The organism is Pedobacter frigiditerrae (assembly GCF_032678705.1).
In the GTDB taxonomy this organism is placed as follows: Bacteria; Bacteroidota; Bacteroidia; order Sphingobacteriales; family Sphingobacteriaceae; genus Pedobacter; species Pedobacter frigiditerrae_A.
On sequence record NZ_JAVTSS010000002.1, the window covers coordinates 881,700 to 896,270 of the forward strand.

Annotated in this window: 13 protein-coding genes; 9 read left to right on the forward strand and 4 right to left on the reverse strand. The window is 35.5% G+C overall.

All coding sequences use genetic code 11. The features are described 5' to 3' along the window. Positions 1-25: 25 nt before the first annotated feature. The 9 genes from R2Q59_RS14460 to R2Q59_RS14500 all read left to right on the forward strand — a co-directional run bounded on the left by R2Q59_RS14460 (position 26) and on the right by R2Q59_RS14500 (position 8,520). On the forward strand, positions 26-1,249 hold the full coding sequence (locus R2Q59_RS14460; protein ID WP_316785997.1) for an HD domain-containing protein: 1,224 nt from the start codon (positions 26-28) through the stop codon (positions 1,247-1,249). 113 nt (positions 1,250-1,362) lie between these two features. Continuing rightward, positions 1,363-2,433 carry a UDP-3-O-(3-hydroxymyristoyl)glucosamine N-acyltransferase gene (lpxD, locus tag R2Q59_RS14465; RefSeq protein ID WP_316770201.1) on the forward strand — a complete coding sequence of 357 codons (1,071 nt, stop codon included), beginning with the start codon at positions 1,363-1,365 and terminating at the stop codon, positions 2,431-2,433. 2 nt (positions 2,434-2,435) lie between these two features. Beyond that, the gene (locus tag R2Q59_RS14470; protein WP_316770203.1) at positions 2,436-3,845 is read left to right on the forward strand and encodes a bifunctional UDP-3-O-[3-hydroxymyristoyl] N-acetylglucosamine deacetylase/3-hydroxyacyl-ACP dehydratase; all 1,410 of its coding nucleotides are present in this window, start codon (positions 2,436-2,438) and stop codon (positions 3,843-3,845) included. Then, entirely contained in the window at positions 3,845-4,639 is a 795-nt protein-coding gene (lpxA, locus tag R2Q59_RS14475; protein ID WP_131551671.1) for an acyl-ACP--UDP-N-acetylglucosamine O-acyltransferase, read from the forward strand. The genes R2Q59_RS14470 and lpxA overlap by 1 nt, the downstream gene beginning before the upstream one ends. Before the next feature lie 66 nt (positions 4,640-4,705). Then, positions 4,706-5,320 carry an ABC transporter ATP-binding protein gene (locus R2Q59_RS14480; RefSeq protein ID WP_316785998.1) on the forward strand — a complete coding sequence of 205 codons (615 nt, stop codon included), beginning with the start codon at positions 4,706-4,708 and terminating at the stop codon, positions 5,318-5,320. Between the two features lie 47 nt (positions 5,321-5,367). Further along, on the forward strand, positions 5,368-5,985 hold the full coding sequence (locus R2Q59_RS14485; protein WP_316785999.1) for a cupin domain-containing protein: 618 nt from the start codon (positions 5,368-5,370) through the stop codon (positions 5,983-5,985). A gap of 982 nt (positions 5,986-6,967) precedes the next feature. Further along, the gene (efp, locus tag R2Q59_RS14490) at positions 6,968-7,528 is read left to right on the forward strand and encodes an elongation factor P (protein ID WP_316786000.1); all 561 of its coding nucleotides are present in this window, start codon (positions 6,968-6,970) and stop codon (positions 7,526-7,528) included. Between the two features lie 209 nt (positions 7,529-7,737). Continuing rightward, positions 7,738-8,304, forward strand: coding sequence for a 5-formyltetrahydrofolate cyclo-ligase (locus tag R2Q59_RS14495; RefSeq protein ID WP_316786001.1), 567 nt, complete (start codon positions 7,738-7,740; stop codon positions 8,302-8,304). Positions 8,305-8,358: 54 nt separating this feature from the next. After that, the gene (locus R2Q59_RS14500; RefSeq protein WP_165501696.1) at positions 8,359-8,520 is read left to right on the forward strand and encodes a hypothetical protein; all 162 of its coding nucleotides are present in this window, start codon (positions 8,359-8,361) and stop codon (positions 8,518-8,520) included. On the opposite strand, the gene R2Q59_RS14505 is transcribed toward R2Q59_RS14500, so the two are convergent. From R2Q59_RS14505 to hutI, 4 genes are all read right to left on the reverse strand, one after another. Beyond that, positions 8,517-11,159 (reverse strand): carboxypeptidase-like regulatory domain-containing protein, encoded by a 2,643-nt coding sequence (locus R2Q59_RS14505; protein ID WP_316786002.1) that lies wholly within the window; start codon positions 11,157-11,159, stop codon positions 8,517-8,519. The two genes, R2Q59_RS14500 and R2Q59_RS14505, sit on opposite strands and share 4 nt — an antisense overlap. Further along, positions 11,159-12,004: a GLPGLI family protein gene (locus R2Q59_RS14510; RefSeq protein ID WP_316770218.1), complete on the reverse strand. Its 846-nt coding sequence runs from the start codon at positions 12,002-12,004 to the stop codon at positions 11,159-11,161. Before R2Q59_RS14510 ends, R2Q59_RS14505 begins: the two co-directional genes overlap by 1 nt. Positions 12,005-12,297: 293 nt before the next feature. Continuing rightward, positions 12,298-13,323: a formimidoylglutamase gene (locus R2Q59_RS14515; protein ID WP_316786003.1), complete on the reverse strand. Its 1,026-nt coding sequence runs from the start codon at positions 13,321-13,323 to the stop codon at positions 12,298-12,300. Further along, entirely contained in the window at positions 13,316-14,557 is a 1,242-nt protein-coding gene (gene hutI, locus R2Q59_RS14520) for an imidazolonepropionase (protein WP_316786004.1), read from the reverse strand. The genes R2Q59_RS14515 and hutI overlap by 8 nt, the downstream gene beginning before the upstream one ends. Positions 14,558-14,571 lie beyond the last annotated feature (14 nt).

A 14,571-nucleotide genomic window follows, 5' to 3' on the forward strand; every position in this document is an offset into this window, starting at 1 on the left:
GTACCGTATAATTTATTTTTAAGAATTGAACAAAAAGAAAATAATAAACGATCCTGTTTATGGGTTCATCACCATACCATCTGCATTAGTTTACGACCTGATTTCGCACCCTTATTTTCAAAGATTAAGGTATATTAAACAGCTTGGAATGACTCATTTGGTTTATCCAGGAGCAATTCACACTCGTTTCCATCATGCTATTGGAGCAATGCACTTAATGAGTTTGGCGTTGGAAGTTTTAAGGAATAAAGGACATTATATTTCTCCAGAAGAAGAAGAAGCCGCCACCATTGCTATTCTTTTACATGATATAGGTCATGGGCCATTTTCTCATGCACTGGAGCATACACTAGTCAACGGAATAAGTCATGAAGACATTTCTATGCTGATGATGGATAAGTTGAATGAAGAGTTTAACGGAAGATTAACAGCCGCCATTAATGTTTTCAAAGGGAATTACCATCGTGGTTTTTTCTGTCAACTAATTTCTGGACAACTAGATTTAGATAGGATGGATTACCTTAATCGCGATAGCTTTTTTACTGGCGTAAGCGAAGGCGTAATTAGCTTTGATAGAATCATTAAAATGTTCAACGTTGTTGATGATAATCTAGTAATCGAAGAAAAAGGAATTTACTCAATTGAAAAGTTCTTGATTGCACGTAGGTTAATGTATTGGCAGGTTTACTTGCATAAAACTGTTATTGCCGCAGAACAATTATTAGTTAAAATCTTAGAAAGAGCAAAAGAATTAGCATCTGCTGGAGAAGTATTATTTGCTACGCCGGCCTTGCAACATTTCTTGCAGAACGATATTACAGAGCATAATTTTTTTGAAGGCGAAAATCATTTGCTTCAATTTTCAAAACTAGACGACCAAGATATCTATGCCGCCATTAAGGTTTGGGAAAGCCATAGTGACGCGATTTTGTCTAAGCTTTGTAAAATGTTAAACTCTCGGAATTTGTATAAAGTTGAAATCAGTAACACAGAACCAAGTGCCGCTAGAATAGAACACTTAGCTGTTCAAACAGCTTTGGCGTTAAACCTAGAAGAGGATGATGTTGCTTATTTTGTTTTTACAGACACCATTAGAAATAGGGCATACAATGCGGGCATTAGTAATATCAATATTTTAATGAAGAATAATGATTTGGTAGATATTGCAAAAGCATCAGATTTATCTAACTTAGAATCTTTAGATAAGACGGTAAAAAAGCACATCCTTTGCTATACAAGAGACATTTAGCATTTTTTAACATAATAAAATAACCTTTTACCAGTTAAACAGTCTTATCCTTGTGGTAAGATTAAGGAATGTTGTTTATTTGTTCATATCAATTTAACATTTAACTTTGTAAGATGCAATTTACTGCCAAGCAGATAAGCGAGTTTTTAGATGGAGCCATCGAAGGAGATGAAACCGTAAAAGTTGGGGAGCTCTCTAAGATAGAGGATGGCGGCAATGGCTCGCTTTGTTTTCTGTCTAATCCTAAGTATGAGAATTACTTATATACTACCAAAGCATCGGTGGTAATCGTTTCTAGTGATTTTGTGCCTACACAACCAGTAAGTGCTACCTTAGTAAAAGTTAAAGACCCATATAGTGCTTTTTCTGTATTATTAGAAAAATATAATGAAGCATTAAATCATGATTATGCTCCAGCGGGCATAGTTCAACCTTGTTTTATACATCCGACAGCAAAAATTGGAAAAAACGTATTTATTGGCGCTTTCTGTAGCATAGAAGAAAACGTTGAGATAGGAGATAATACCAGAATATATTCTCAAGTGTATGTTGGTAAAGATTCTAAAATTGGAAGTGATAACATCATTTTTCCCGGCGTAAAAATTTATAACCGCTCTGTATTTGGAAATAGAATTACCATCCATTCAAATGCTGTAATTGGCAGTGATGGCTTTGGCTTTGCTCCACAGCCAGATGGAACCTATAATAAGATTGCACAAATAGGAAACGTTGTTATTGAAGACGATGTAGAAATTGGTGCAAATACAACGATTGATAGAGCTACGATGGGTTCTACTTTTATCCGCAAAGGAGCGAAGTTAGATAATCTAATCCAAATTGCACACAACGTGGATATTGGTGCTCACGCAGTAGTTGCTGCTCAGACAGGCATATCTGGAAGTACAAAATTGGGGGATAATTCAGTTATTGGCGGTCAGGTTGGTATTGCAGGTCATTTAAATTTGGGTAAAGGAACTCAAATTGGAGCGCAAGCAGGAATTAATTTTAACACCGAAGAAAATAAACAATGGCATGGTAGTCCTGCGCAACCATTAAAAGAATGGATGCGGTCTACTGTAATTTTTAAAAGACTGCCAGAAGTTGATAAACGCATTAGAGATTTAGAGGCTAAAATAGCAGAGTTGACAGCTATTATAGAACAAATAGGTACAATACAAAAATAAGAATGAACGTTAAGCAAAAAACTATAAAAAGCGAAATTTCTGTGGCTGGTGTAGGTTTGCACACCGGAGCAAATGTTACATTAACTTTTTGCCCTGCACCAGACAATCACGGTTTTAAGTTTCAAAGAATAGACCTTCCTGGTCAGCCAATTGTAGATGCAGATTGTGATAATGTTACAGATACAGCAAGAGGAACTACAATTACTCAAAACGGAGCAAGTGTAAGCACGGTTGAACATGTAATGGCAGCATTGGTTGGGATGGATTTGGATAATGTTTTGTTAAAACTAGACGGGCCAGAAACTCCAATCATGGATGGAAGCTCTATCAAGTTCATCGAAGCCTTAGAAGAGGTTGGTATTGCTTCTCAGGAAACTGACAGAGAATATTTCACCATTCCTCATAACATTACTTATACAGAAGAAGACAGAAAGGTAGAAATTGTGGCAATGCCATTAGACGACTATCGTTTTACTTGCATGATTGACTATAATTCCCCTGTTTTAGGAAGTCAACACGCAGGGATATCAAGTATTGCTGAATTTAAAAAAGAAATAGCTTCATGTAGAACTTTTTGCTTTCTGCATGAATTAGAATATCAATTATCTCACAATTTAATTAAGGGAGGCGATTTAAATAACGCTATTGTAATTGTAGATAAAGAAGTAACCAAAGACGAACTCGACCATTTAGCCAAAATCTTCAATAGAAGTGCCATAGAGGTTGCTCCACAAGGAATATTAAACAATATGGAGTTGCGTTACCAGAATGAGCCAGCTCGTCATAAATTGTTAGACATGATAGGTGATTTAGCTTTGGTTGGTGTTCATTTGAAGGGCCATATCATGGCGGCAAGACCTGGTCATGCGGCGAATGTTGCTTTTGCTAAGAAGATTAAGGCGGCAATTAAAAAGGAAAAAGGCAAGAAAATACAAAAGATTTATGATGCAAACGCAAAACCATTGTATGATGTAATGCAGATCATGGAGATTTTACCTCACAGACAACCATTTTTGTTTGTAGATAAAGTGTTAGAACTTTCTAAAACTCACGTTGTAGGCGTTAAAAACGTAACAATGAACGAGGATTTTTTTAGAGGTCACTTCCCTGGAGCGCCCGTAATGCCTGGGGTAATCCAAATTGAAGCCATGGCTCAAGTTGGAGGTATTTTGGTTTTAAGTACCGTGCCAGACCCAAGTAACTACCTAACTTATTTCTTGAAAATAGATAATGTCCGTTTCAGAGCGCAAGTTTTACCAGGAGATACCATTATATTTAGATGCGATTTAATGGAACCTATTCGTAGAGGGATTGCACAGATGAAAGGCATTGGAATGGTAGGAGAAAAAATAGTAGTTGAAGCCGAAATGATGGCTCAAATTTCAAGAGTTAAAGAAAGCGAAACAGCATAATGATACAACCGTTAGCATATATACACCCACAAGCAAAAATTGCAGATAATGTTGTAGTTGAGCCATTTGCTGTTATTCACAAAGATGTAGAAATTGGGGAAGGCACCTGGATCGGTTCTAACGTTGTTATCATGGATGGCGCTAGGATTGGTAAAAACTGCCGTATTTTTCCAGGCTCAGTAATTTCTGGTGTTCCCCAAGATTTAAAATTTGCAGGCGAGGTTACTACTGCAGAAATTGGCGACAACACAACAATCCGCGAATGCGTAACCATAAACCGTGGTACAAAGGATAAATGGAAAACGGTTATTGGAAAAAACTGTTTAATACAGGCTTATTCTCACGTTGCTCATGATTGTGAAGTAGGTGATTATTGCATATTCTCTAACAGCACAACTTTAGCGGGTCACATTACCATTGGCGATTATGTAGTATTGGCAGGTTTGGTTGCGATACACCAATTTGTAAAAGTTGGTTCACACGCTTTTGTAACTGGCGGTTCATTGGTTCGTAAAGATGTTCCCCCTTATGTTAAGGCAGCCAGAGAGCCACTTTCTTATGTAGGTATTAATTCAGTAGGCTTGCGTAGAAGAGGGTTTTCTCCAGAAAAAATTAACGAGATTCAAGAGATTTACCGTGTGCTGTTTGTTAAAAACAATAATGTTACCAAGGCTTTAGATATTATAGAAGCAGAATTCCAGCCAACCGAAATACGTGATGAAATTGTAGATTTCATTCGCAACTCTAACCGTGGGGTAATGAGAGGTTTTGGTACAGGAAGCAAAGAAAGGTAGAAGGCTTTAAGGTTGAGGGCAGAAGGCTAGGCATTGTCTCACATCTCACATCTCACATCTCAAAAAATGAACATCTCCCTAAACAACGTTGGTCGCCGGTTTAACAAAGAGTGGATATTTAAAAATATTAACTACACGTTTAAGCAAGGCGAAAAATACGCTGTTTTAGGTCCGAATGGTTCTGGAAAATCTACCTTGTTAAGCGTTTTACTGGGCAGTTTAACTCCATCTGAAGGCGAAATTGCTTATTCAAATCCCGAAACCGTAAGGGTTGAAGACATTTATCAATACATCAGCTTCGCCGCTCCATATTTAGATTTGGTAGAAGAGTTCACTTTACAAGAAACCATCGATTTTCACTTTCAATTTAAGGCTTATGCAGATGGGTTGAATGCCATTGAGGTTTTGGGTTTGCTCGGGTTAAAAAAATCACAGGATAAGGCTTTAAAACACTTCTCGTCGGGAATGAAACAAAGGACCAAGCTTGCCTTGGCTTGTTGCGCCAATACACAACTTTTATTTTTAGATGAACCAACCTCTAATTTGGATACTCAAGGAGTTGATTGGTATTTAGAAATCATTGAAAAATTTGCTCATGACAAAATGGTAATAGTTGGTTCTAATCAGGAACATGAATACGGGTTTTGCAAAAATCTATTGAGCATTTCTGATTATAAATAATTGTTAATCAGTTTTATTCGTACTTTAGTTAAGCTAATTACGATGAAATGAAAAGCCCAAATTACAGTCGTAGGGAATTGATGAAAATGATGAGCCTGACTATGGTAGGTTCTTCAGTTTTACCTTTTTTCGCTAAAGCCTCTAGTAACGAAAATTTAGATTATTTCGATGAGTCACCAAAAGCCATTCACATTAAAAAAGGAAGCGGAAACGCAGGGGTCGTTGGTGGAATGGATATCGTTTTCAAGCTCACAAAAGCTCAAACGGGGGGGCATTTAGGCTGTGACGAAGTTACAATGAAACCAGGTTTTTTGGGAGCACCACCACATCTTCATAAAACATTCGATGAAATCTGCTATGTGTTAGAAGGTACGATACACATTATGGTTGGCGATGAGGTTTTTGAGGTTAGTGCTGGTGATTGGCATCTGAGACCAAGGGGAATTGTGCATACTTTTTGGAATTCTGGCCCAACTACATCAAAATTTATCGATTTATATGTACCTGGTGGCCATGAACAATATATGGTGGATTTGGCAAGTTTGTTTGAGAATAATAATAGACCAAAACCGGAAGAGATGGCAAGTTTGGCAAACAAGTATGATATTACTTTTAATTGGGATAAATTAGGGGCGATAGTTGAAAAATATAAAGTTCATTTATAAAACTTTTCTATTAAATCTTGCTTTGTGCTAATCAGAAACATTTTGTGTATTTCTGATTGTAAAAAGTTTTGGAAAACATTGTCAGAAGCTTTTGGCAATTACAGCCCCGCTTTTCGTTGCAATCTTTTTGCGGTCACACTGAGCGTAGATGAAGTGTTAGCGGAGCAAAAATATTTACACTGCAATCTGGTTTAGATAACAATGTCAGTAGTTCTTTCGCAGTTTGCAAACCTAAATAGTTACAAAGGACATTGTTTATAAACGAGTAAATTCGTCATTGCGAGGTTCATTCTCCGATTTTTCATCGGTAATGACCGCGGCAATCTCCTTCTTGCCAAATGATATCTGCAATGAGATTGCTTCAGGCGATGAAAAATCGACCTTCGCAATGAAGGTAGTAAAGCAGCGTTTATTACAAACTAGTAGGTTTCTTGGCAGTTTGCGACCCTAAATAGTTGCAAAGACCTTTGTTTATAAACGGGTCCCGATAGCTATCGGGAGAAGTGATATACTTTTGAGTTCTTCACGAAAAAGATTAAACGTAAAGCCCGACTGCATTGTAATCCTTATTCTGCCATTGCTTTTTATATTAATTTAATGTTGATTATGTTAAATTTTTCATCAAAAACTAGCCTATTTCTCTTTAAAACCATACTCTAAAAATATTTTTAATTTGCTATTGCATAATTCAAATATAGTATATACCTTTGCGCCACGAAACAAGGCGGAATAAATAGCTAAATATCGTACATATTGATTAAAATATATTGCGCACATATTCTAAATAAGAAGATAAAGCAATTTTAACATAATAAGAATTTCATAGTTTAGTTTTAGGTTTAGGTTGATTGTAGCTTCGGAGTGGTTCCCGAAGCTATCTTTTTTTAGGGCTTTTTTAGAAAATATTTTTTTACCTTGCGCCTTCAAAAAAGAAGACCCTGCCTGCGGTAGGCAGGAAATAATTAGTGATTTTTAAAACATCATGGCAAAAGCATCAGAAATAAAAGTAGGTAACATCCTTCGTGTAAACAATGAACTAGTTACCGTAGAAGAGTGGAATCACCGTACACCAGGTAAAGGCGGAGCATTTTACACCGGTAAATTTCGTAACATTAAAACATCAAGGCTTATCGAAGCTCGTATGAATACCGACGAAGTGGTGGAGATTTGCCGAGTAGAAACTAATGATTACCAGTATTTATATGAAGAGGGCGACTCTTTGGTAGTTATGGATAACAATTCTTATGAGCAATTTAACGTAGCTAAATCTTTATTTGGCCCATCTATTAAATTCTTGAAAGAAGGAATGAGCATCTTGGTAGCTATTGAGAGCGAAGAACCAATTCAAGCAAGTCTTCCAAATTTTGTTGAAATGGAAGTTGTTTATTCTGAGCCAGCTGTAAAAGGCGATACTTCTACAAATGCTTTAAAAGCAGCTACTGTAGAAAACAATGTAGAAATTAAAGTTCCTTTGTTCGTTAACCAAGGCGATAAAGTTAAAATTGATACACGTACTGGTGAGTATGTGGAGAGAGTAAAATAACCATATGTGTCATCCTGAGCTTGTCGAAGGATCTCATAATTAAGCCGCAGATTCGCTGATTAAATCTATCAGTAAATCTGCGGCTTCTTTTTTGTTTTTTGTAAGTCGTCATACCCAACTCGATTGGGTATCCTAATGCGATAAAGTGTTTAGTTTTGTATCTTGCTTTAAGATTCCCGTTTTCACGGGAATGACGATGAAACTAAAATATGCTTAAATCAGCCTTAAGAAAACAAGCCTTAAACCAACGCAGTGCTTTAACCGAGGATAATCTCCAAGAGTTAAACGAAAAGTTGTTAGCGCAGTTTAAAAAGCTCGATTTATCGAATATTAAAAGCTTACATATCTTCTTGCCAATCATTCATCAAAAGGAGCCAGATACTTTTTTAATTATAGATTGGTTGCAACAACAGCATCCAGAAATTGAAATTGTAGTCCCAAAGGCAGATTTTAAGACAAGTATCATGAGCCATCATTCTTATGTAGATAAAGAAGACTTGCTTAACAATCATTACCATATTCCAGAACCTCAAAAAGCAAAACCATTTATGGGAACGCCAGATATGGTTATTGTACCTTTATTAGCGTTTGATAAAAGAGGTTACCGAGTTGGCTATGGAAAAGGCTTTTACGACCGCTTTTTATCTGGATTAACCACGCAAAAAATAGGACTATCATTTTTTGATGCAGTAGAAGAAATTATTGATGTACATTTGAATGATATCCGATTGGATAAATGTATAACACCAAATCAAATTTATACCTTTAGTAATTAATCGAGTTTTGAGAGTTGTCTCATATCTCAATTCTCACATCTCAATACGCATAAAATGGAAAAGGAATTCAAAATCACTTCTGCAAAACATTACGAAGAAACCATGATAGCCATTTTCGAAATGCAAGAACAAGAAGACCCTTTAACGGCTGCTCAAATAGCAGAAATGGAGTTAATGCTTAAGGCTTCTGAGAAATATGAGGCTGAAGAGCTTTAATTAAACGCAAAAATAGCTTTTAGCAACGCGTTTCTACCCGGTATAATGTAACTGGCAGAAGTAATAGAAATGGCATCAATAAAATAAGAATCGAACGATTTTATGTTACTAATGTTGTTAATGCTCAATTCGAAATCTGTTTTAATTTTCGTCCATTTATATTTTAAGTTCACATCTGTAAAAAGATAGTTTAGATTACCTTGTTTAGGTTGGTGTATAAAAATGTGGTTTGCGGCAAACCCCATAGTAACCTTTCTAAAAATGGTTGCATCTATTTTAGAGTATTGCCTTAACTGTTCTAGACTCGAATTTTCCAAATCATTAATAAAGCTTTGTGTTGTTGTAAAGTTTGAGCGCAATATCCAATTTATATTTTTCGAAAATTTGGTGCTGTTATTAATTCCAAAGGTTAGGCTATTGTTTTTATAAGGGAATAGAACATTGTTCTGTAATTGCTTACCCGTGTTTCTACTAATTGAAGCTTCAAAACCCAGATTGGTATGAAGGTCAATAAAGTATTTGCCAACTGAGCCATTAACTGACAAATTATTAATGCTATTTGCAAAAGGAACTGCAATACGAGTTTGTATGGAATTTGTTATCGAACTTTCAATGATATTATCAAGCAAGGTTTTTGAATAAGATGCATTTATACTAGCAAACAGCATGCTAACGGCCTTTTGGTAGCGATAACCAATGGAAGCCCTTTGGTTTTTTACAAATGGCAAAGGGATATTGTTAGCCACCAATGAGCGATAGCTCTTTAAAATAGCCCCTGTGTAAATGTCTTCTATCTTACCCATATTTTTGGCAAAGCTGTACCCTATTGTTAGTTTGTTCTCTTGGGTAATTTGGTATTGCAAGCCTAAAGAAGGATTTGTTAATACCTGCTTGTAGTTATTATTGGGTGTATAATTAAGTAAATTTAAGCTAATTGGTAAACGAACATAAATGTGCAGAACCTCTGTTTTATAATCTAGTCCGGGGTTTAAATAAAGCTTAAACCGATTCCACTTTATATCGTTTATAGCATTGGTTATTGTTTCTTCAGTATGGTTGTTTTGTATTTTAGCTAAACTAGAATTAAAATCTATAGATTGAAATGAAAAACCAGCCTGATAAGATTGGGTAATGCGGTTTTTTAATGTGCTGTAGGTAATGTAGTTATTTGTAAAAAGGCCAGGAATACTTGTTCGTTGTGTTAATTGACTATAATCAAAGCCTAAATTTAAAGTGTTCTCATTAATGCCTGGTGTTATGTGTAAAAGTTCCTTTTGATAGGTTTTCTCCAAGTAAGAATTAATGTTTAATATGGTGCCGGATTTAAGTGTTCGTAGATATTTTAAATCGTTTACAAGGTTAAATCTCTTCTGATTTAGTTGTTGGTTAAATGGGGTTTGTAAACCATTGATTAGTGCTTTATTGTTGTTTGGAGAATAATCAATAGTCAGTCCGTTGTTTACATAATGAGTTACTGCGTTATCTATATAATTAAATTGACCATATATACTTTGATTTACAGCCTTATTCCCTTGATCTTCGCCATAATTTATGGTTTCTGAGGGCAGTGTTGTTTGAGTAGTGTAATTGGTGTTTTGGTAGCGCTTATCATATAAATAATAAATATTTGCTTTAAGCTGTTTTTCTGTATTGAACTTAAAAAGGTTATTGGTATTTGCAATGCCCGAATTGTTAAACAGGTATCTACCTTTTGGCAAGTATGGTGTAGTGCTTACACCTGTAGATAGTTGAAAGGTTGGCCTGTTGTTTTCAGCTAGATTAATATTTGATGCATTGTTGTGCGAAATAACATCTTCGCTAAGATCTGTTCCTATATTGTTTAAAGAAATATTGTCTAAGAATTTAAATTGTTGTTTGAAAAGAATTAGGTCGATAGTTTCATCGTATCTATCTGGCAACCCAGCTCCAAGTTTTGCATTTCCAATTACTTTTAGCTTAGCCGTTTTATCTATAACTAAGTTAATTGCAATATCATTACTTTGGTTGTTTTTTTGTAGCATTTTTATGGGTTGGTCATGGTCTATTACCTGTATTTTGGTTACAGTTTTATGTGGAATGCTCTTGGTGCCGATATTATATTTATCATCTAAAATATTATCCCCATCTATATAAAGTTGTGTAATCGGGGTGTTGTTATAAGTAACCTTACCATTTTCGGCTACATTTATGCCGGGCATTTTTTTTAAGACATCGCCAATGCTATGGTCGTTTTCATTAGCAAAATCTGCAGTGCGATAATTCAATGTATCACCCTTTACGATAATTACGGGTTTGTGTTTAACATTTACAGCATTGAGATTAATGACAGCTTCTTTTAGTGTAAAATTGTAAGTATTTCGTTCAACTGCATAAATTATAGTTGCAGTTTTATATCCAAAGGACTTGGCTTCTAGTAATAAATTTGCTTCAACTGCGCCATCTACATTTAGACTGTAACTACCAAGATTATCTGTTTTGGTGTATTTTAAAATACTGTTATTTAGCTTTAATGAAATAGTAGCGTTAGCTATTGGATTATTTAAGCTATCAGTAACTAAACCACGTATTTTATTTTGAGCATAGCTAGACTGAACAAGTAATAAAAGTCCGAGGCAAATTAAAAGTAGGTTTAACCGCATTATTTTTTTTCTGGCAATTCTATTGGGTTGTTTATTTTTTTTGTACTAAAACCAGCTAACTGCTCTGGATCCACAATACCTTTTGTTGCAATTGTTTGCGCTTCCCAAAATGCACCTGGATTGCTATACATATTCTCTTTTAGTTTGTTAATGTCTTTTAGACTAACTTTAATTGTTCTTTTTGGCAATAAGATTGAATTTTCGATTGCATTGCTTTCTGAGGGTTTAATGCTTTCGAAACCACTGAACAAAAACTGCACTTCCTTTTTAGAATCGTAGGCCTCAATAATCAACCCCGGCAGTCCATGCAGCTTCCATGGCCCAGTTTCAAAAGGAATGTCTGGAGCAAACCAAACTACCCAATCTCTGCCTTTAAAAGTTGAAGTTGCTTTTTGACAAGTAATTTTTTCAAAATTTTTAATCTCGGGATCCAGCTTCCAATTAATTGTTTCGAGTGTATCTTCATATAAATATTCGACAATTAAATATTCTTTTATAATCAGTTTTTTTTCTTGCTGAAATTGGAATAATTCTTCTGTAGATACTTTTCTTAAATTCGATGGCATTGTAGTTCTTGGCAGTCCAGGGCCTGTCCAATTTTTGGCTTGTTCGTCTAGACTTTTTTTAACCTTTTCAGATTGTGAAACTCTATCCAAACTTCTAAAAATAGAACTGTTTTTGCCGAATAATAGCTGCATATTCTCTATATAAACACTGTCTCTATTATTATCGTCTCTTTTATGCTTTAAGGTATAGAATACCTTTGCTATAGCAGAATCATTTGCTTGCGAAAAACAATTAAGCGAAAATAGAACGCCGAGGAATAAAAATGCCGACTTTGCCATTGGTCTAGTTTATTACTTTTGATAAGGGATAGATGTTAGAGTGTTTTCAGGTATATTTTCAATAATCGAAGGATACATAGAGTAGGGCAGTAAGAATTTAATTAGGGAACGTTAGAAATGTGTCTTTTCAATGCAATGTGTTTCATCATCAACTATTATGCAGTTAAAAATTTTGTGGTTACTCATTTCTTATGTAAAAAAAAGTAATAAAGAACTTTGCTTTAAATGTACTTAAAACTTAGTTATAATAAAATAGAATTATACAACTCAAATAGCAGAAATGGAGTTAATGCTTAAGGCTTCTGAGAAATATGAGGCTGAAGAGCTTTAATAAAATCAGTAATTAGATAGGCAATTGTCTTTCCAGTTGTACTATCAGTCTTTCCGTCTGCCATTTCTGTTGCCCCTTCACAAACGTGCAAATAAGCGAAATTTCTTCTATTGCATAGGAGGATATTTCTAATATCATTCAGTTGAAAACCAGAAGAAGTTTGAGCACTGGATAGAACTTTTTCGATACTATCTAAATCAATTTCTAAGCCACTGGGTTCTTGTAAATCAGCAATAAAATCATTCCAATTTTCTGATACAGATTTTGGGCTCTGCAATAAGTCTTCAAAGTAAAATGCTTTAATATTTTGGTTGGCAGCTATATAGTCAGGTAAACTTTGGTTTATATAGTTTTGGTGCAAGCCAAATATTTTGTACTGATTTAAATAGCCACTACCTAAAGCAGTGCTAAAGCCATTTCCACTATGTCTGCCTTCTGCTCTATCTCTTAAATCTGCGTGAGCATCTATGTTAACCACATTTATTTTCTGTCTACCACTTCCTATTGATGTACCGGCAATAATTGGAGCAGCATTGTTATGTCCGCCACCGATAACGATTGGAATTTTGCCAGCGTTAACTATTTTCTGAATTATTGGGTAAACCAACGCATCAATTGTGTTTACTTTTTTTCTTAATCCTTGTAAACTAGTATCTATTGGTTCTTCAATTTCAAAGTGTCCTAAAACTAAAATTTCTTCACCAGATAAAAATAGATTGCTTTGAATATTTAGCAAAGCTTTTAATGCTGAATTCCAAGCTGTTTTTGCACCAGCTATCCCTAAGTTTGCCCTTACGCCTATATCTTCTGGAATGCCAACTAGAACATATCGAGCGGGAGAATCCATCAAAGCTTGAATAGCTATTTCGCCCTCTGCGCAATTTGGACAATCGTAAACGTAAACGTGTTGACCTAACTTTTCCTCCCCAACTCTCTCGCTTATCAATAAATCGATATCGCCCTGTGTATAAATTTTAAAGCTATCCATTATATATTTCTCCGTTTAAAATTATGGTTTCTACTTGGCTTTGGCCAAAACTATAAGGTAAAAAAGCCAAGGAAGGTATCATTCTAGTTATAAATAAATTTGCCTTTTTGCCAATGGCGATGCTTCCTATTTCATTGCTGAGTTCCATTGCAGCAGCTCCGTTTAAAGTCGCAGCATTTATCGCCTCTTCTGGCAACATTTTCAGTTTAATGCAAGCCAACGACACCACCAAATTCATATTTCCTGATGGCGTTGAACCTGGGTTATAATCTGTGGCGATGGCAACTTTTGCATTGTTATTAATCAAACCTCTGGCGTTTGCAAAAGGGATGTTTAGGTAAAAAGAGCAAGAGGGCAAAAGGGTGGCAATGGTTTCGCTATCTGCTAAAGTTGTTAAAACCTCATTATCTGTTTCTTCTAAATGGTCTACCGAAATGGCGTTGTGTTTTACGCCAACCTGCACACCTCCTGAAACTGAAAGCTGGTTAGCATGGATTTTTGGTTTCAATCCATATTTCGCAGCTGCTGATAAAATTTCATCAGTTTCTGTAACCGAAAAGAAGCCTTTTTCACAGAATACATCAACATAATCGGCTAAATTTTCTTTGGCAACTAAAGGCAATAACTCGTCGATAATCAGATTGATGTATCCTCTATGATTTTCTTTAAATGCCAGTGGATAAGCGTGTGCCGCAAGTAAGGTTGCTTTAATTGGAATTGGAAAACTGTTCTTCAATCTTTTAATTACTCGCAACATTTTCAGCTCACTTTCTACGGTTAAACCATAACCACTTTTTATTTCTACGGCGCCAGTTCCTTGTTTAATCATATCGGTTAAACGTAAACTTGCACTTTCGAAAAGCTCATTTGCTGTGGCTTGTTCTAGTTTTTTTGCTGAGTTTAAAATTCCTCCGCCAGCTGCGGCGATATCCTCATAAGTTTTACCAGCAATTTTCATTACAAACTCTTCTTCTCGTGGCGCTGCAAATACAATGTGTGTGTGGCTATCGCACCAAGAAGGGAAAACGAATTTGCCTTTGGCGGAGATTTGAGAAGTTAGATTTGAGATATGAGATGGGATTTCGCTCATCGAGCCAAAATCTTTAATCAACCCATCTTCTAATAAAAGCCAAGCATTTTCTAAAACGGGCAAATTTGCCATTTCACTTCCGCGAAGAGAAAATTTCTCTTTGGGATGGATACCTACTAGGCCTTTGATGTTTGTAATGAGCATTTTTCAGTTTTGAG